The sequence below is a fragment of the Citrobacter braakii genome (assembly GCF_002075345.1).
Lineage (GTDB): Bacteria > Pseudomonadota > Gammaproteobacteria > Enterobacterales > Enterobacteriaceae > Citrobacter > Citrobacter braakii.
Map to the genome: position 1 here is coordinate 141,827 of NZ_NAEW01000003.1, position 18,637 is coordinate 160,463.

An 18,637-nucleotide genomic window follows, 5' to 3' on the forward strand; every position below is an offset into this window, starting at 1 on the left:
ACGTCACTTCTGATGTTCAGCTTCGGCTAATCGCGACAAATTTTCTTTTGCCAACCACATTTCCACTTCTGTAAGACTTAGTTGTACTTCCTCTCTGAGTGAAAAATCAGCTAGCGGCTGCTGTTCAAGCGCTGCGCACATCCTGCTGGCAGAACGCATCCCCATGCTGGCGCAGCTGCTTTTTAGCTGATGTGCCAGACGTTTTATCTTCTCGTACTCACATGTTGCGCGCGCTGCGTCAATCTCATCTAATACAGGAAGGGTGTGTTGCTTAAAGAGCGCTAACCATTCGTGCACCTTTTGCCATCCCATTAGCTGGATATCCCCGGCTAATTGCTGGGTATCTAACCGTTGGTTGTCATTTTCTAATGCAACCGGGAGAGGGGCGTTACCGTGCAGATAATGGGTAATGAGCCGACTGAGTTCATCCTGGGGAACCGGTTTTTGAATAACGCCGAGAAACAGGGTGCTGGTTCTTTGGCTTAGCGTTTCGTCGATGACGTGTGCGCTAAAGCCTATTAGCTTTAACGTCGGAAACTCGCGGGTTAACTGTTGCGCCAGCGTGATGCCGTCGATATCCGGAAGATCAAAATCAACCAGCGCGGCATTATACTGGGCGTCTTGCTGCAGTATGGTGAGCGCCGCAGCCGCACTGTCGGCAGCGGTGACCTGGGCGCCATTGAGGGTGAGCATTTCTGTACTGATGCGCTGCGTGAGGGGGTTATCCTCGATTAGCAGTAAGCGTAAACCCTGTAACGATATGGCACGTGGAACGGATTTTGCTACCGGCATCGCGCCAGCCCGTAATGGCAGACGCAGACGAAAGCAGCTTCCGACTCCCGGCGTACTGGTGACGCTCAGTTCTCCCTGCATCGCCTGCGCAAGGCTGGCACTGATAGTGAGTCCAAGCCCGGTCCCCCCACGTTTACCGCTAACCTGAACAAACGGCTGAAAAATATCGCGCTGATGGACAGGGTCAATCCCGCATCCCGTGTCCTCGACCTCAATATACCAGTCCTGATCTTTACATCGGCTACGCAGGGTGATGTGTCCGCGATCGGTAAAGCGCAGCGCGTTGTTTAATAGGTTAGTTATGATTTGCCGAATGCGGCGCGGATCGCCGCGTAGGGAGTCGGGGACATCGTCGGCAAAATCCGTAACCAGCACGACCGGGCGACCCACAACGCGACCGTGCATGAGCTGAAGCGTACTTTCCAGCAAGGGTCTGGGCTCAAAAGGTTCATCGCCGATCGCCACATTTTTTCCGCCCGCTTCGATGGCGGAATAGTCCAGGATATCGTTGAGGATGGTCAGCAGAGACTCGCCAGAGTCGGTGATTGCGCGCAGATTCTCCTGATGCTGCGCCAGAGCGGGATTGTCTGAGAGCAACTGCGCAGTGCCGAGGATCCCATACAGCGGGGTGCGTATTTCATGGCTCATGGCGGCAAGAAACGCCGATTTTGCCTGGTTGGCTTTTTCGGCTTCTGCCCGCGCCTGCCGGTGTTCCGACACCATAGAACGCAGCTCGGCGGTGCGAGCTTTTACCTGAGCGGCCAGATGTTCGCGATGGCTATTAAGGGCGTGAACGCTGCCGCGAAAGGCGTCCATTAACCGCCCGATAGTATCCAGTTCGCGAACGCCCGCGGTTTCCGGAAATGGGGAGTCAATATCACCTTCAAGCAGACGCTGTAACGCCTGGGTTTGCTGCGCCAACGGGCGCGTGACCGAGCGGTAAACTACGCGCCAAAGAATGAGAATTAACAAGCACAATGACACCGCACCTAACAGCAGCAGCAGCGTTTGCCCGCGCTGGCTGGCCTGTTTGAGATGCGCCAGCCCGGTCTGATTGCGTTGGCCAATGATTTCTACCAACTGACTGACTTCGCTACTGAAACGGGTAAATTGCTCGATATTGTTCTGCGATAAGATCTGTAAGCGGGTGGTGATGTCATTATCCTGACGATACAGGGCCAGCAGATCGACATAACGGCTTATCGAATTTACAGCGCCGGCAACCTGAGTGCGTACCACCGGATCTTCAATGCGTATTTGTCGGCGGTGAAGCACTCTGACGGCGGCATTAAGCTGGGTTTCCAGCGCGGCAAGGTTATTCTGCGCCTGGTTATTCCCCAGATTCATCACCATTTGCTGCACGCGTAGCGCGCTCAGGCGCAGTTCATTCATCTGGTTATAATATTCCAGATCGATATCGATAAGCCTGTCGAGAGCGTGTTCCGCCGCCTGGCCCTGATGGCTCTCAATCAAATCATAAATGCTTGCCTGCGTAGCGCCCGCCGAGGTGGCGGCATTACTGGCCTGACCGCGCGCCATTTCGGCAACGTCGGCGGTAGCCTCAACAATATGTTGGCTGAGCTGTTGCTGCCGATCGCGCAGTTTCAGACGTTCGCCAACCAACTCCCCCTGATGGCTTAACGACTGGGCGATCTCTTTTTCCTGTTGTTCAATGGCCGACGTGTCAAAGCCCTGCTCGCGCAGGGTTTTCAGTAAAGCGGTAATTTTCAGGCTTTGGGCGGTTAACATACGTCCCTGAGCCAGCCACATATTTTCATTATCTGCGGTGGTCAGATTCTGCGCGGAAAACAGTTCCCAGGCGCTGGCTTCGCTGAGCTGGCGCGCCATGTCCATGGTCGGGATCAGCGCCTGGGTATTGGCCTGCTCAACCTGGCTGACAAAACGCAGGTTATACCAGCCAACCAGCGTACTAATGAGGGTCAGTGCCGCCATCAGCCCGAAGCCTATCCACAGTCGTTTGGTCAGAGATAAATTCACTGTCGGGTCGCCACAGATTAAAAAGGTTGAGTCCAAAAGAGGAAAGCAACTAGGATAAAGCCTTATCAATGTTGAGGCTATCATGCGCGTATTGGTTTTCCTGCTTATCACACTTTTTCCCGGCTTAGGTCACGCGACCGGGTCCGCACTGCTGCGCTGGCCGGATACCCAGCAGGCAGTGCCGGAGCCGCTAACGGACGTTACTGCAAACAAAGTCTGGAAACTGTGCGCGCTGTATCCGAGCCTGAAGGATTCCTACTGGCTTTCCGTGAATTACGGCATGCTGGAGGCGGCGAAAAAATACGGCGTAAGCCTGAAGGTGCTCGAGGCGGGAGGGTATCGCCAGTTCGACACGCAAAAATCACAAATCGCTCAATGCCAGCAATGGGGCGCGGATGCCATTTTGTTGAGCAGCAGCACGACGACTTTTCCGGATTTGCAGGCGCAGGTTGGCACGCTGCCGGTTATCGAGGTGGTGAATGCTATCCATGACGCAACGGTAAAAGCCCGGGTTGGGGTTCCGTGGTTCCAGATGGGTTATCAGCCTGGCCGCTATTTGGTTAAGTGGAGCGCGGGCAAACCGCTAAAGGTCTTATTATTGCCAGGACCTGATGACGCCGGGGGCAGTCGTGAGATGGTGGCCGGATTCCGTCAGGCGATTGCCGGCAGTCAGGTGCGCATCGTGGATGTGGCGTTGGGCGATAATGATATTGAAATACAGCGTAACCTGTTGCAGGAGATGCTTGAGCGTCACCCGGATGTCGACGTGGTGGCCGGTACGGCAATTGCTGCGGAAGCGGCGATGGGGGAGAAGCGCAATCAGGGCGCGCCGTTAACTGTCGTCTCTTTTTATCTGTCGCATCAGGTGTATCGTGGGCTTAAACGCGAAAGAATCATTATGGCTGCCAGCGATCAAATGGTCTGGCAAGGTGAACTGGCGATTCAGCAGGCTATCAGAGTATTACAAGGACAACCGGTGCCGGAAAATATCAGTCCACCGATCCTGGTGCTCACCCCGAAAAATGCCGACAGCCAGCATGTAAAGTGCTCGTTGTCACCCGGCGGATTCCGTCCTGTTTATCTGTATCAGTACACGTCAGCCGCTAAAAAATAGCCTTCCCCGTGCTGTGTTACCAGTAAATCAGCACGCAGCTTGTGGCGTAAACGGCGGATCAGTACGTCCACGGTGCGTAAGTCCGGATTGTCTACCCGTCGCGCCGACAGCATGCGCAGTAAACGTTCGCGACTGAGAATTTCCCCTGGATTGGTGACAAACGCGACCAGCATTTCATACTCGGCGCGGGTGAGTTTGATAGCCTCGTCGCCCAGTTCCAGAGTATGACGGGAGACGTTCAGACAATACCCGGCAAACTGATAGCAGTTGTCTTTGGCCTCCGGTCGCGCCTCGCGGGCAAGGTCGATACGCCAGAGTAAATTTTTCACTCTCACCACCAGTTCACGTAGCTCCAGCGGCTTGGTGACATAATCATCAGCCCCCATTTCCAGGCCAACGATACGGTCAATTTGGTCACTACGACCCGTTACCAGGATGATCCCCACCGTTGAGCGTTCACGCAGGGCGCGGGTCAGCATTAAGCCATTTTCATCCGGGAGATTGATATCTAACAGAATAAGATCGACAGAGTGTTGTGACATGATTTCACGCAGGCCGGCTCCGCTGGCTGTGACCGAGACGTGATAACCTTCCTGTTCAAAATAAGCCTGTAATCGTGCCTGGGTAACGGGTTCATCCTCAACAATGACAATGTGATGCGACATCCTGGTTGTTGTCTCTTTCTGTTCATATCTGTTCACATTGTGCCGTAAGCCATTCATCCTGACCAGTGTTGCCGTTCACATTTGCGAAATAAGATCCTCTGTAACTAAACCATATATTTACAGGGGCTATTATGCGGAAACTATGGAGGGCGCTGCTCAGACCGAGCGCACGTTGGTCAGTGTTGGCGCTGGTCGTCATCGGGATGGTGGTCGGTATCGCGCTGATCGTCTTACCGCACGTTGGCATTAAATTAACCAGTTCAACCGAATTTTGCGTGAGCTGCCACAGCATGCAGCCGGTTTATGAAGAATATAAACAGTCTGCGCATTTTCAGAATGCCTCCGGGGTGCGCGCAGAGTGTCATGATTGCCACATTCCATCCGATATCCCTGGCATGGTGAAACGTAAGCTGGAGGCCAGCAACGATATTTACCAGACCTTTGTTGCCCACTCTATTGATACTCCTGAGAAATTCGAAGCCAAACGTGCCGAGCTGGCGGAGCGCGAATGGGCGCGAATGAAGGAGAATAACTCCGCGACCTGTCGTTCCTGTCATAACTATGATGCGATGGATCACGCGAAACAGCACCCTGAAGCTGCGCGTCAGATGAAGATTGCGGCCAAGGACAATCAATCCTGTATTGACTGCCATAAAGGTATTGCGCATCAGCTTCCCGATATGAGCAGCGGTTTCCGTAAGCAGTTTGACCAGTTACGCGCCAACGCAAACGACGATGGCGATACGCTCTATTCCCTGGACATCAAACCTATTTATGCCGCCAAAGGGGATAAAGAACCTGCGGGCTCACTGCTGCCTGCTTCTGAAGTAAAAGTGTTAAAGCGTGACGGCGACTGGCTGCAAATTGAAATTGTGGGCTGGACCGAGAGTAACGGGCGTCAGCGCGTGCTGGCCCAATTGCCAGGTAAACGCATTTTTGTGGCCTCCATTCGTGGCGACATTCAGCAGCATGTGAAAACCCTGGAGCAAACGACCGTCGCGGAAACGAACACGCAGTGGAGCAAGCTGCAGGCCACCGCCTGGATGCAGAAGGGCGATATGGTTAACGACATTAAGCCAATCTGGGCTTATGCCGACTCGCTCTATAACGGAACCTGTAACCAGTGCCACGGCGCACCTGAGAAAGAACACTTTGACGCCAACGGCTGGATTGGCACGTTGAACGGCATGATTGGATTTACCAGTCTGGATAAACGTGAAGAACGTACCTTACTGAAATATCTGCAGATGAATGCCTCTGACACCACGGACAAGCCGCATGGCGATAAGGGAGAAAGCAATGAAAAATAACGATCTCTTTCAGGCATCTCGCCGTCGTTTTCTACTGCAGTTGGGCGGCTTGACCGTCGCCGGTATGTTAGGACCTTCGCTGCTCACACCGCGCAGCGCCAACGCCGCAGAGGTGCAGGGAACTGGCGTCAAAGAGGGGATCCTGACCGGATCTCACTGGGGGGCAATCCGCGCCACCGTGGTTGATGGGCGTTTTATTGAAGCCAAACCGTTTGAGCGTGATAAGTACCCGTCAAAAATGATCGCCGGACTGCCGGACCACGTGCATGGCGGGGCGCGTATTCGCTATCCAATGGTCCGCGTCGACTGGTTGCGTAAACGCCATCAGAGCGATACCACGCAGCGTGGAGATAACCGCTTTGTGCGCGTTTCGTGGGATGAAGCACTGGACTTCTTCTATCAGGAGCTGGAGCGAATTCAGAAGACCTATGGCCCGAGCGCGCTGCTGACGGCCAGCGGTTGGCAATCAACCGGCATGTTCCATAACGCCTCGGGGATGCTGGCGCGCGCCATTGCGCTGCACGGCAACAGCGTAAGTACCGGGGGCGACTATTCCACTGGTGCTGCCCAGGTGATTCTGCCGCGCGTGGTCGGGTCAATGGAGGTATATGAACAGCAGACCTCCTGGCCGCTGGTGCTGAAAAACAGCAAAACGATTGTGCTGTGGGGTTCCGACCTGATTAAAAACCAGCAGGCGAACTGGTGGTGCCCGGATCATGATGTTTATGAATACTACGAACAACTGAAAGAAAAAGTGGCGCGCGGCGAGATCTCGGTTATCAGTGTTGATCCGGTCATCACCTCGACGCACGACTACCTGGGCCGCGACAAGGTTAAACACGTCGCCGTGAATCCGCAGGCCGATGTGCCGCTACAGCTGGCGCTGGCGCACACACTTTATACCGAGAAGCTCTACGATAAGCATTTTCTCGATAACTACTGCGTAGGGTTTGAGCAGTTTCTGCCTTATCTGCTGGGGGAAAGTGACGGACAGCCTAAAGATGCCCAGTGGGCGGAAAAAATATGCGGGATTGATGCCGATACGATTCGTGAACTGGCGCGGCAAATGGCGGGCGGAAGAACGCAGATTATTGCCGGCTGGTGCGTCCAGCGTATGCAGCACGGGGAACAGTGGGCGTGGATGATCGTGGTGCTGGCCTCAATGCTTGGACAAATCGGCTTACCCGGCGGTGGCTTCGGCTTTGGCTGGCACTACAACGGCGCGGGCACGCCAAGCCGCAAAGGGATTATCCTGAGCGGTTTTTCTGGCTCCACCACCGTACCTCCTGTGCATGACAGCACTGATTATAAGGGGTACAGCAGCACCATCCCGATCGCGCGTTTTATCGATGCGATTCTTGAGCCGGGTAAACAAATTAACTGGAACGGCAAAACCGTCAAGTTGCCGCCATTGAAGATGTGCGTTTTTGCCGGGACCAACCCTTTCCATCGTCACCAGCAGATCAATCGTATTATTGAGGGCTGGCGTAAGCTGGAAACCGTTATCGCCATCGATAATCAGTGGACCTCGACCTGTCGATTCGCTGACATCGTATTGCCCGCGACGACCCAGTTTGAGCGTAACGATCTTGACCAGTATGGCAACCACTCCAACCGCGGCATTATCGCCATGAAACAGTTGGTGCAGCCGCAATTTGAAGCACGTAATGATTTCGATATTTTCCGCGATCTCTGCCGCCGCTTTAATCGTGAAGAAGCCTTTACCGAAGGGCTGGATGAGATGGGGTGGCTGAAACGGATCTGGCAGGAAGGAAGCCAGCAGGGGAAAGGGCGCGGCGTTCATCTCCCCGCTTTTGACGTTTTCTGGAATCAGCAAGAGTACGTTGAGTTCGAACATCCGCAGATGTTTGTACGTCATCAGGCATTCCGCGAAGACCCCGATCTTGAGCCGCTGGGCACGCCGAGCGGTTTGATCGAAATTTTCTCGAAAACCATTGCCGGTATGCAGTATGACGACTGCCAGGGGCATCCGATGTGGTTTGAGAAAATCGAACGCTCACATGGTGGACCCGGGTCGCAGCGTTGGCCACTGCATCTGCAATCTGTTCACCCTGATTTCCGTCTGCACTCGCAGCTTTGTGAATCTGAAGCGCTGCGTAAGCATTATGCGGTAAGTGGTAAAGAGCCGGTGTTTATCAACCCGCAGGATGCCAGCGTCAGGGGGATTCGCAACGGTGATATTGTCCGTGTGTTTAACGCACGTGGACAAGTACTGGCCGGGGCGGTTGTCTCCGATCTCTACTCGCCAGGCGTGGCGCGTATTCATGAAGGTGCCTGGTACGACCCTGATAACGGCGGAGAAACTGGGGCGCTGTGTAAATACGGCAATCCAAACGTATTAACAATCGATATCGGCACGTCTCAACTGGCGCAGGCGACCAGCGCTCATACTACGCTGGTGGAAATTGAGAAATATACCGGCAAGGTGGATAACGTGACGGCGTTTAGCGGCCCGATAAAAATGGTGGCGCAGTGCGAATATGTTCCGGCGGAGAAGGTATCGTCATGATAAAACACTCTTCCCTTACAACAGAACAGATGGCCTGCGTTTACGCCTGGCTGGCGCAGTTGTTTTCCCAGGAACGGGACGATGACAGCCTGGCACTTTTGCAGTCCAGCGAAATGGCTGAGTGGTTCGCGGTGCTAAAAGGTGAACCGTCGCTTGAAGCGGAAGTCCTTCAGCTGGAGGAGAAAATTGCTGCGCTTCAGGTGCGTGAGGACGCAACCCTCGAACTGGCGGCTGATTTTTGTAGCCTGTTTCTGATGACGGAAAAACACGCGGCGTTACCCTATGCGTCGGCCCATCTTGAAGGAGGGCCGAATTACGGGGTCATTAAACGATTGCTAGCCGATGCTGGCATGCAGGTAAGCGAAACGTTTAGCGAGTCAGCCGATCATCTGGCGATTTTTATCGAACTGCTGAGTCATCTGCATTTTTCTCTGGGAGAGTCCGGGCTTAGCCGCCAGCGTATTGATGCGCTGCGCAGAGAAACGCTGGCGGGGCTGTTACGCTGGTTACCGGAATTCACCGCCAAATGCCGCCGCTATGATGACTTTGGTTTCTATGGCGCGCTGAGTCAGCTGTTGCTGGCACTGGTCAGGCTGGATATTCAGAACTGAGTGATGGCCTAAGCCACAGAAAAACGGAAATACATTCGTTCTAATGCTTGTCATTTTAACGAAAATGAATGGCCGTAATGAGTAACTGAGAGTGGGACATCCGGAGGCAATGAATCTGTTGCCTCCGGTATATTGCTACATTTACCGCTGAGGTGAACGGAACCCTGAGCAAGAATCACATGTGCTCAATAATGCTTAACTTATAAACGTTAGTGCAAATTCGCCCCCATTTTGACCCTATCACCGCACAACCAGCACGGGACATTTTGCATGGCGTACTACGGCAGCCGCCGTTGAACCCAGCAGATAAGTGCTAAAACCAGGCTTATGTGAGGCAATAACAATAAGCTCAGCGTCTACCGCCTCCGCCAGTTTGAGGATCTGATCCTTCGGCGGGCCGTAAACGACGTGAGTCTGACTCCTGCCTGCAGGAATATTGAACTGCTTAATAATCTCTTCGAGTTTTTCGCTGGCCTTGGCCTGCAGACCGCTTCTGTCCGGGAATTCTGTTGAGTAAGCCAGCCCCAGCGAGGCATAGAACGGAACGGTAGGAATAACGGCTAAAAAGTGGACCTTAGCGGTTTTGGCATGCGCCAGGACCTGTGGAACAACATGGCGGGTTAAATCGGTTTCAGAGATATCAATGGGCACCAGAATTGAGCGATACATATTCACTACCTCCTGTTTGTTTACCTCTACCCAGAGTGTAGCGAAAATCGAATCTGTATAATAAGTGACCAGATCAAGGTTGCATGCATAAATGCGCGTCAATGATAGGTGTGTGTCACAAGTCTTGTCGTGAATGTATATCTGAGCACAACCACAAGAGGGGTATCTTCATTAATACGTGTTATCTCGTAATAGAAAAGGGTTCGTTTTTATGTTTTTTCATTATATATTTTATTATATAGCGACTATTGCCAAGGGCATAATTTTAATGCCATTCAGCACTCATCAAACTTTTATTCTGACGTTTCCATAATTAATGGTTAATTAAACCTTTGGTTTGGTTTAATTATCTGATTTTAAAATGATATTTTATATTTAATTTCGTTCGTATTAATTATGCGAGCGCCTTCAAACTTACCCACATGCTGATTCTCATTTCCCTCTGCGTTTGATGAATATCAATAAGTAGCCGCGTTAGGGTAATTATTGTCTACCTATTAAAGGGTATTCATCTTGTGGGAATAAAAGATGAGAAAAATAAATAAAACCATCCTCGGGACGATGCTGCTGTGCATTGTTCTTGGTGCTGTTATCGTTTTGGCAGGGCAATGGACGTTGCACAAAACCTCAAGCACGGAATTCTGTTTGTCGTGTCATACGATGCAGGCACCGTATGAGGAATATACCGGTTCGGTTCACTTTCAGAATCAGAAAGGTATTCGTGCAGAGTGTGCTGATTGTCATATCCCCCAGGGCGGCCTGGATTATCTGGTGGCTAAACTGCGGGCCTCAAAAGATGTTTATCATCAGTTCATAACCAAAAAAATCGATACCCCAGAAAAATTTGAAGAACACCGTCTGGAGATGGCGCAAACCGTTTGGGCACAGCTAAAAGCGAGCGATTCTGCGACCTGCCGTAGCTGTCACAGCATGGACGCGATGGATCTTGCCGCACAAAGCGCAGAGGCCCAGAAAATGCACAAAATGGGCATCGAGGAAAAGCAAACCTGTATTGATTGCCACAAAGGCGTCGCCCATTTCCCACCTGAAATAAAAATGGATGACAGCGCGCTCAAAGGGCTTGAAGCGCAGTCAGCCTCTACCCCTGCTTCGGCAACAGAGCTTTATGCCGTAAGCAACACCGCGCTGGGCGATTTGGGAACCGTTTACCCGGCAACAAAAATGCAGGTTCTGAAAACAACGGACAATACGCGACAGGTCGAGATTCGCGGTAGCCAGATGCAGGGAAATGAACAGGTCATTTACTACGCGGCAGGACAGCGTTTGATTCTTGCCAGCCTGAGTGAAAAAGGTCAGCAATCGCTGAAGATCCTCTCCGACTGGAAAAAAGATGATTACGGCAATGTGTGGCGAGATGTCGTGCTGCAGGGTGAATGGAGCGGTTCCGCTCTCGCCAGCCGTGAACCGATGTGGGATTACGCACGCAAACTCGACAATGTGTACTGCGCGGGCTGCCATGCGCCAATTCCAGCGAATCATTTCACGCTCAACGCCTGGCCTTCAGTAGCAAAAGGGATGGGCGCTCGCACCAATATCAGTGAAAACGAACTGGATATCCTGAGCCGTTACTTCCAGTACAACGCTAAAGACATGAACAAATAAGCGATAAATCAGGAGAAATCATGAAACTCACAAGACGTGACTTTATTAAGACGGCCGGCGCGGCAACCGGGACAATGGCGATTTCTTCGGTGATCCCAATGCCGGCCTGGGCCGAAGGCCAAAATGGCGGAGCGATTCTGACGGCAGCGCGTTGGGGCGCGGTATACGTGGAAGTAAAAGATGGCAAAGTGGTTTCCTCAAAAGGCGCGTTGCCTAAAACGGTGCCGAACTCGTTACAGCAAACCGCGCCGGATCAGGTCCATACCAATATCCGCGTAAAATATCCGATGGTGCGCAAAAGCTATCTGGAAAACCCGGGTAATGCGGATGGTAAACGTGGAAGCGATCCTTTCGTGCGGGTTAGCTGGGAGCAGGCACTGAAACTGATACATGAGCAGCATAGCCGGATCCGTAGCAGCTATGGCCCGGCGTCGATATTTGCTGGTTCTTATGGCTGGCGCTCCAGCGGCGTTCTGCATAAAGCGCAAACCTTACTGCAACGCTATATGAGCATGGCCGGTGGTTACGCAGGTCATACCGGAGATTATTCAACCGGTGCCGCGCAGGTGATCATGCCTTACGTTGTGGGATCGGTTGAAGTCTATGAGCAGCAAACCACCTGGCCGATGGTGCTTGAGCACAGTCAGGTCGTGGTGCTGTGGGGGATGAACCCGCTCAATACCCTCAAGATTGCCTGGAGCAGCACGGATGAACAGGGGATTGAATACTTTAATCTGCTGAAGAAATCAGGGAAAAGCGTCATCGCCATCGATCCGATGCGTTCCGAAACCATTGAGTTCTTTGGTGATAATGCAACCTGGATTGCGCCACATATGGGGACCGATGTGGCGATGATGTTAGGGATCGCCCATACGCTGGTGAAGAAAAATCTCCATGACAAAGCCTTCCTGGAAAAATACACCACTGGATATCCGCAGTTTGAAGAGTATTTGCTCGGCAAGAGCGACAAAATAGAGAAAACCGCCGAGTGGGCTTCCGGCGTGTGCGGCGTGCCTGCTGAGCAACTGGAGAAGCTGGCGGAAATTTTCTCCAGCAATAAAACCATGCTCATGGCGGGTTGGGGGATTCAGCGCCAGCAATACGGTGAGCAAAAACACTGGATGCTGGTGACTCTGGCGGCGATGCTGGGGCAAATTGGTACCGAAGGCGGTGGTTTCGGGTTCTCTTATCACTATTCCAACGGCGGTAACCCAACGCGTACCGGGGGAGTATTGCCAGCCATCTCCGCCCAAATTGAGGGTGGGTCATCTGCGGGTAACGACTGGGCGGTTTCCGATGCGGTGATCAGCCTGCCGGTAGCGCGAATTGTCGAAGCGCTGGAAAATCCAGGCGGCAAATATCAGCATAACGGTAAAGAGCAAACCTTCCCGGATATCAAAATGATCTGGTGGGCGGGCGGCGCTAACTTTACCCATCATCAGGATACTAACCGTTTAATCAAAGCCTGGCAGAAGCCTGAACTGGTTGTCATCTCAGAGTGCTACTGGACCGCAGCGGCCAAACATGCCGATATAGTCCTGCCGATCACCACGTCGTTTGAGCGCAACGATCTGACCATGACCGGTGATTACAGTAACCAACATCTGGTGCCGATGAAGCAGGTCATTGAGCCGCAGTTTGAAGCACGCAGTGATTTTGACGTATTTGCCGATCTGGCGGAGATGCTCAAGCCTGGCGGTAAGGCGGTCTACACCGAGGGCAAAGATGAAATGGCGTGGCTGAAGCAGTTCTATGATGCCGCGCAAAAAGCCGCCCGCGCCCAGCGTATCGCCATGCCTCAGTTCAACGCGTTTTGGCAGCAAAACAAACTGATCGAAATGCGTGAGAATGAAAAGAATAACAAATATGTACGCTACGCGGATTTCCGCAGCGATCCAGTGATGAATGCGCTTGGAACGCCGAGCGGTAAGATAGAAATCTACTCAAAAACGATTGAAGGCTATCAATACAAAGATTGTCCGCCGCATGCGTCATGGATTGAACCCGATGAATGGAAAGGAACTGCGGATAAAGATCAACTGCAGCTACTGACGGCGCACCCGGCACATCGTCTGCATAGTCAGTTGAACTACGCTTCGCTGCGCAAAGAGTACGCGATTGCCAATCGTGAGCCGGTAACGATTCACCCGGATGATGCGAAAGCCAGAGGTATTGCCGAGGGCGATCTGGTACGCGTATGGAACGCGCGTGGACAGGTGCTGGTGGGGGCACACATCAGTGACGGTATCAAACCGGGAATTATCTGTATCCATGAAGGCGCATGGCCAGATATTGAGAACGGTATCTGCAAAAATGGCGGCGCGAACGTGCTGACGGCGGATATCCCAACCTCAAGGCTGGCGAATGGCTGCGCGGGGAATACCAGCCTGGTATACGCAGAGAAATTCACCGGCGAAGCGCCAAAACTCACCGTCTTTGATGAGCCAGCAATCGTCACTCTGTAATGATGGTTGAAAAGCGGGGGCCGTAAGGCTCCCGCTTTTTATTGCTGGTATGGCAATCTCTTACCGCCGTTACTCTGCCAGCACAATCACATCTCCCGTTGCCGGGGCGTCAGTTCCCGGTAGCCACAATCGACCCCACGAACCGGTGCAATGACAGCCGAGTAGTTTTTCTGGTTGTTGTTGCTTAATAAATTGTCGGGTTCGCCATAGCTTAGCGGGGGAGGCAGTGCGTAAATGGAACCCACCGACGAGGGCGTAAATTTGGTTAACGCCGGTGATGTTTTGGCAATGGCGTACGATATTCTCTATTCCCCGATGCCCGCATCCGGTAATGATGACTAACCCGCGATCAGATTTATAGATCAATACGCCTTCGTCGCTGATGTAATCCGGTTGAGGTGTTTTCTCGCTAATAACGCCATAGGCCTGTGGAGTGGCGACACTAATTTCCCCGGACCACAAAAATCGATCGCTGATCGCCAACGGTTCACGGGTGTATTCCATGATTAGTCGAGAGTAGTCGTTATCACGCGAGAGTTTTTTTATTTTTCTTGGCGTTCCCGCCAGGGTTATTGAGGCATACCGTTCGCAGGCTATTTGGGGATGGCAAATGATACGACTGTTATCCGCCAGCCACGGCACGCCGCCACAGTGATCGTAATGGCCGTGCGAAAGAACCACGGCGGTCAATTGCGTCAGGTCTACGCCCATTTGGGCGGCGTTAAGTATGAAGCTGTCGTCCGGGCCGGTATCAAATAGTATGGTGGTGGTTTCATCCTGAACTAACAGACTTAATCCAGGCTTTGCCCGTAATGATTTATCTGCGCTCGCAGCGCGCCTGTTTTCAAGCAATACCGTGAGGGTTAATGCCATGCCTGACTCCAGTATTAAAACGGCATACTGTAATACATGACCGTTGAGAGCGCTGTGATCGCAGCGCTCTTTGTGCTGACTTAGCGGTGATAGTAATGGCCGTCATCATCGGAGTGATGGTGACGATGCCGCCACGCATGCTGGTTCTCCCTTTGCTCACGCTCCTGGCGTTCATGCTCTTTATCACGGTTGGCTTCACGGTTTTTGTGATTAGCGATCGCCGTGGCAACTGCTGCGGCCCCAATACCAGCAGCGGCTGCAGAAAGATAAGGATGTTCGGCACAGCCCGACAGACTAGCCATAATAACCAACGTGGAAATCAGTTTTTTCATTGTGGCGGTATCCGTTACTCGCGCACAATTTTGCCAGCATTCCCGGCATCGCTGTCATTCCAGCTACCGCGACCATTCGTTTTAATGGTGTAAGTGGCATAGCCGACACGGAAGGTCATCGTATCCTGATAGGTATTTACGTCACGCACTTCATTACCATTGACGTACACACTGGAACCCTCGACGTGAATATCAACGCTGCGTTGACCATTGGCAAATTTGGCTACGTAATTTCCGCTGAATTTGCCGTAAATATCGGCATTATCGTGGTTATCCCGGTCAGCGGTATTTTGCTGCTCTTCACCATGATGATGATGACGGCTCTGCTGGCTGTTGCCGTTCTCAATAAAACCATGATCGCGGTTCCACTGATAGGATTTATTGATATCGCAGCCATTGAGTTCACTCATTTGTGTACAACCTGAATGTTCATACTTTTTCTGCATTGCCGGGGTAATTGCGCATGCTGTTGTGGCCGTTGTCAGGCCGAGGACAAAGAGGGTCAGCAGACGTTTTTTCATTTTTTTGCTCACTATCATCATTAAGTTTATTTATAGGAATACGAACTGTTCGAATGTCATTTTTACGACGACGGCAGTCTCCCATTAAATATTAATGACGCATACCAGGGGGAATCCTAATTTATATTAATGGTGAGGGTGTGGGGGCTGTAATATGCAACATTACAAGCAGGTGAATTACGTAGTTTATACAAGTGAGATAAAACGCTTAATTATATTTACTTTTTAATGAAGTGTTTAAAGAAATATTAATATTGACATTAATGGCAGGAACGCAGGCTTGTAAATGTACAGGCCTGCGTGGCGCGTTTTGTCCGCAATATTCATACATAGCGTATTGATGGACATTTTATTCAACACAGGACAACGTTACCCTTGCGCGGGGATCTGTGCACGGTGCTGCCTGGCCTGAACCTCATGAGCATATGAATGACCGTTATTCACTGACTGGTGAACGACCATCGCTTTTTCATGTTTATTCATTTGTGAAAAGGGGCGTGCCTGGGATGGCGTTGACGTTGAATTATTCGTCTGCGCGACGTGTTCTTGCGCCATTTGTTGATGTGCAGGGGCACTGCTGTTATTCATCATTTCATGGGCTGCTGCGGCCTGTTGATGCATTTTGGGGGTGTCTGCCGCATTAACGCCAGCTGAAATAAAAAACGCGATAGCGAAAAAAGAAGATATCTTATTCATCATATTTCTCCTGTTTGGGTTTACGGAAGAAATTATAATTGGTGAGGGCTGTCAGCGGCGTGACAGGACTATGACGGTTATGTCAGAGAATCGGTGATGATATATATACCGGTCATACTTCAAGCTGCATATGCGTTGGCTGCGCTCGTTCACCCCAGTCATTTACTTAAGTAATTGACTGGGGATTCCCTCTCTTGCCGCCTTCCTGCAACTCGAATTGTTTAAGGTATCAACGCCATTATCATAAATTACATCGCATGCTTGGGCAGCGTCAGAATAAAACGGGTGGCAAGCTGATCGGATGTCACCGAGACTTTCCCCTGATGGGCGATAACAATCGATTTCACAATCGCCAGGCCAATACCGCTGCCTTCGCCTTTACGCTGTCGCGAAGGGTCAACCCGATAAAAACGATCAAATAGCCGCGATAGATGCTGTGGGGGAATGGGGGGGCCGGGATTTTCCACGACTATCTGGACCAGGCCATCCGCCTCTTTCACCCGCACGGTTACCGACTCGCCTTTTGGCGTGTAGCGCATGGCATTTGAAAGCAGATTACTCATTGCCCGGCGTAGCATTAACGGATCGCCTGAAACCCAGCATGCGCGTCCTTCAAAACGTAAGCCAACCTCGCGCTCTTCTGCCCAGGCTTCGAAAAAATCGAACACTTTACCAACCTCATCGGCCAGATTAAGCGCTGTCTTTTCCGGGATAAGCTGATTGTTGTCTGCCTGCGCCAGAAACAGCATGTCGCTTACCATTTTCGACATACGACCAAACTCTTCAAGATTGGAATACAGCACGTCTTCCAGCTCTTTTTGGCTACGGGTTTGGCTGAGCGCAATTTCCGTTTGTGTGACCAGGTTGGTTATTGGCGTGCGGATCTCATGGGCAATATCCGCCGAGAAGTTCGACTGACGTTTAAATACATCCTCAATGCGTTCGATCATGTGATTAAACGAACTTACCAGTTGTTCCAGTTCAATAGGGACCGTTTGCGGATCGAGGCGCACATCAAGATCTTTTGAGGTGATATTTTGGATGCGCCGACTGACATTACGGATCGGTTCATGGCCTTTATACACAGCGAACAGCACGATAAATACAATCATCATGCTAATCAGCGATGCCGTCATAATCAGTTTGTTTTTCAGGTCGTTAATATAGTGCAGATGAAAATCGATCGATAACGCCAGATACAGCGTATACGCCGCTTTTCCATCAGTCAGCTTTCCTACCGGCAGGCGAATCATTCGCCAGTTAGACGACGTTTTTTGTCCGTGAATATGTTTGGCCGTTTGCAGTGTTGGGCCGGATATAATAAAAACATCGCTGGCATGGGCATTTTTATCCGGTCTTGCGCTGGCGATAAATTGCCGGAGATCCGGCGCATTTGGCGAATGAAAAATGGCTTTCTGCTTACTGTCTTCCAGAGAAATAATGACGTTCGAGTAGCCCTCAACCACGTTTTTTAGCGTTTCCAGGCGGCGTGATTCTGGCTCGTTGGGTTGGTTAATAATCCGCTCCAGCGTGGCGCTGATCTCTTGTAAATCATTGATGTCCTGCTCGGCGAAATGGACCTTCACGGAGTGGATCATTATCCATGCAAAGGCGAAAAATGAAGCAATTGTCGCCAGACTGATAAAAAAGGTCAGTCGTGTCGCCAGCGAAAAAGGGCGCCGCCATCGTTTACTGGGCATCAGGAACCTCAAGCATATATCCCACGCCGCGTACGGTCTGAATCAGTTTCGGTTCAAAATCGTTATCAATTTTGGCGCGCAGACGCTTAACGGCGACGTCGATGGCATTGGTATCGCTGTCAAAATTCATATCCCAAACCTGGGAGGCGATCAGCGAGCGGGGTAAAACTTCCCCTTGATGACGCAGGAAAAACTCAAGCAGGGTAAACTCTTTGCTGGTCAGAGTAACACGCGTCCCGCTGCGGGTGACTTTTCTGCTGACCAGATCGACCATTAAATCCGCGACCTGAAACTGGCTTTCGACAATCACCGCCGCCCCGCGGCGCAGCAGCGTTCTGACCCGCGCCAGCAGTTCGGCGAAGGCGAACGGTTTGACCAGATAATCATCAGCGCCTAATTCCAGACCCTTAACCCGATGTTCAATGGTACCCAGCGCGGTGAGGAGAAGAATGGGCATCCCTTTGTTAGCGGAACGCAGCATCCGTACGATATCCCAGCCGTTTACATCCGGCAGCATGATGTCGAGTATGAGCAGGTCGTAATCGCCGGTCATCGCCAGGTGGTACCCGTTCAGGCCGTTATCCGCTAAATCCACGACAAAACCCGCTTCCGTCAGGCCTTTCGTCAGGTATTCACCGGTTTTTTTCTCATCTTCGACTATCAACACCTTCATCGCATTCTCCTTCTCACACGGGTTGTGCGGACTTTCAATTCTAGGGAAGCGGGATCGGATAGCAA

Annotated in this window: 15 protein-coding genes; 6 read left to right on the forward strand and 9 right to left on the reverse strand. The window is 51.7% G+C overall.

Translation table 11 applies throughout. The features are described from left to right. Window positions 1-3: 3 nt before the first annotated feature. On the reverse strand, window positions 4-2,790 hold the full coding sequence (gene torS / locus BZK42_RS07910) for a TMAO reductase system sensor histidine kinase/response regulator TorS (RefSeq protein ID WP_080858974.1): 2,787 nt from the start codon (window positions 2,788-2,790) through the stop codon (window positions 4-6). Between the two features lie 82 nt (window positions 2,791-2,872). On the opposite strand from torS, the gene torT reads away from it, so the two are divergent. After that, the gene (torT, locus tag BZK42_RS07915) at window positions 2,873-3,904 is read left to right on the forward strand and encodes a TMAO reductase system periplasmic protein TorT (protein ID WP_080858975.1); all 1,032 of its coding nucleotides are present in this window, start codon (window positions 2,873-2,875) and stop codon (window positions 3,902-3,904) included. On the opposite strand, the gene torR is transcribed toward torT, so the two are convergent. Beyond that, the gene (torR, locus tag BZK42_RS07920; protein ID WP_016152137.1) at window positions 3,877-4,569 is read right to left on the reverse strand and encodes a two-component system response regulator TorR; all 693 of its coding nucleotides are present in this window, start codon (window positions 4,567-4,569) and stop codon (window positions 3,877-3,879) included. The genes torT and torR overlap by 28 nt on opposite strands. A 131-nt stretch (window positions 4,570-4,700) precedes the next feature. On the opposite strand from torR, the gene torC reads away from it, so the two are divergent. The 3 genes from torC to torD are packed head-to-tail and all read left to right on the forward strand — an operon-like array spanning window position 4,701 to window position 9,020. Next, window positions 4,701-5,879 (forward strand): pentaheme c-type cytochrome TorC, encoded by a 1,179-nt coding sequence (gene torC / locus BZK42_RS07925; protein WP_016152138.1) that lies wholly within the window; start codon window positions 4,701-4,703, stop codon window positions 5,877-5,879. Beyond that, on the forward strand, window positions 5,869-8,409 hold the full coding sequence (gene torA, locus BZK42_RS07930; protein ID WP_016152139.1) for a trimethylamine-N-oxide reductase TorA: 2,541 nt from the start codon (window positions 5,869-5,871) through the stop codon (window positions 8,407-8,409). The genes torC and torA overlap by 11 nt, the downstream gene beginning before the upstream one ends. Continuing rightward, window positions 8,406-9,020, forward strand: coding sequence for a molecular chaperone TorD (gene torD, locus BZK42_RS07935; RefSeq protein WP_080858976.1), 615 nt, complete (start codon window positions 8,406-8,408; stop codon window positions 9,018-9,020). Before torA ends, torD begins: the two co-directional genes overlap by 4 nt. A gap of 240 nt (window positions 9,021-9,260) precedes the next feature. Here the strand turns inward: torD and uspF are convergent, their stop codons facing one another. Then, window positions 9,261-9,689, reverse strand: coding sequence for a universal stress protein UspF (gene uspF, locus BZK42_RS07940; protein ID WP_016152141.1), 429 nt, complete (start codon window positions 9,687-9,689; stop codon window positions 9,261-9,263). A 528-nt stretch (window positions 9,690-10,217) separates the two neighbouring features. Between uspF and BZK42_RS07945 the strand changes: the two genes are divergently transcribed. Next, window positions 10,218-11,312, forward strand: coding sequence for a NapC/NirT family cytochrome c (locus tag BZK42_RS07945; RefSeq protein WP_016155916.1), 1,095 nt, complete (start codon window positions 10,218-10,220; stop codon window positions 11,310-11,312). A gap of 20 nt (window positions 11,313-11,332) precedes the next feature. Beyond that, on the forward strand, window positions 11,333-13,777 hold the full coding sequence (locus tag BZK42_RS07950; RefSeq protein ID WP_016152143.1) for a trimethylamine-N-oxide reductase 2: 2,445 nt from the start codon (window positions 11,333-11,335) through the stop codon (window positions 13,775-13,777). A 69-nt stretch (window positions 13,778-13,846) separates the two neighbouring features. On the opposite strand, the gene BZK42_RS07955 is transcribed toward BZK42_RS07950, so the two are convergent. The 6 genes from BZK42_RS07955 to cusR form a co-directional block, all read right to left on the reverse strand. Beyond that, entirely contained in the window at window positions 13,847-14,650 is an 804-nt protein-coding gene (locus tag BZK42_RS07955) for an MBL fold metallo-hydrolase (protein ID WP_016155919.1), read from the reverse strand. Between the two features lie 80 nt (window positions 14,651-14,730). After that, window positions 14,731-14,982 carry a membrane lipoprotein lipid attachment site-containing protein gene (locus BZK42_RS07960; RefSeq protein WP_016155920.1) on the reverse strand — a complete coding sequence of 84 codons (252 nt, stop codon included), beginning with the start codon at window positions 14,980-14,982 and terminating at the stop codon, window positions 14,731-14,733. A 14-nt stretch (window positions 14,983-14,996) separates the two neighbouring features. After that, on the reverse strand, window positions 14,997-15,503 hold the full coding sequence (locus tag BZK42_RS07965; protein WP_047418251.1) for a hypothetical protein: 507 nt from the start codon (window positions 15,501-15,503) through the stop codon (window positions 14,997-14,999). Between the two features lie 369 nt (window positions 15,504-15,872). After that, entirely contained in the window at window positions 15,873-16,199 is a 327-nt protein-coding gene (locus tag BZK42_RS07970; RefSeq protein ID WP_016152147.1) for a hypothetical protein, read from the reverse strand. Between the two features lie 248 nt (window positions 16,200-16,447). Further along, window positions 16,448-17,899 carry a Cu(+)/Ag(+) sensor histidine kinase gene (locus BZK42_RS07975; protein WP_080858977.1) on the reverse strand — a complete coding sequence of 484 codons (1,452 nt, stop codon included), beginning with the start codon at window positions 17,897-17,899 and terminating at the stop codon, window positions 16,448-16,450. Beyond that, entirely contained in the window at window positions 17,889-18,572 is a 684-nt protein-coding gene (cusR, locus tag BZK42_RS07980; protein WP_047358044.1) for a copper response regulator transcription factor CusR, read from the reverse strand. The genes BZK42_RS07975 and cusR overlap by 11 nt, the downstream gene beginning before the upstream one ends. Window positions 18,573-18,637 lie beyond the last annotated feature (65 nt).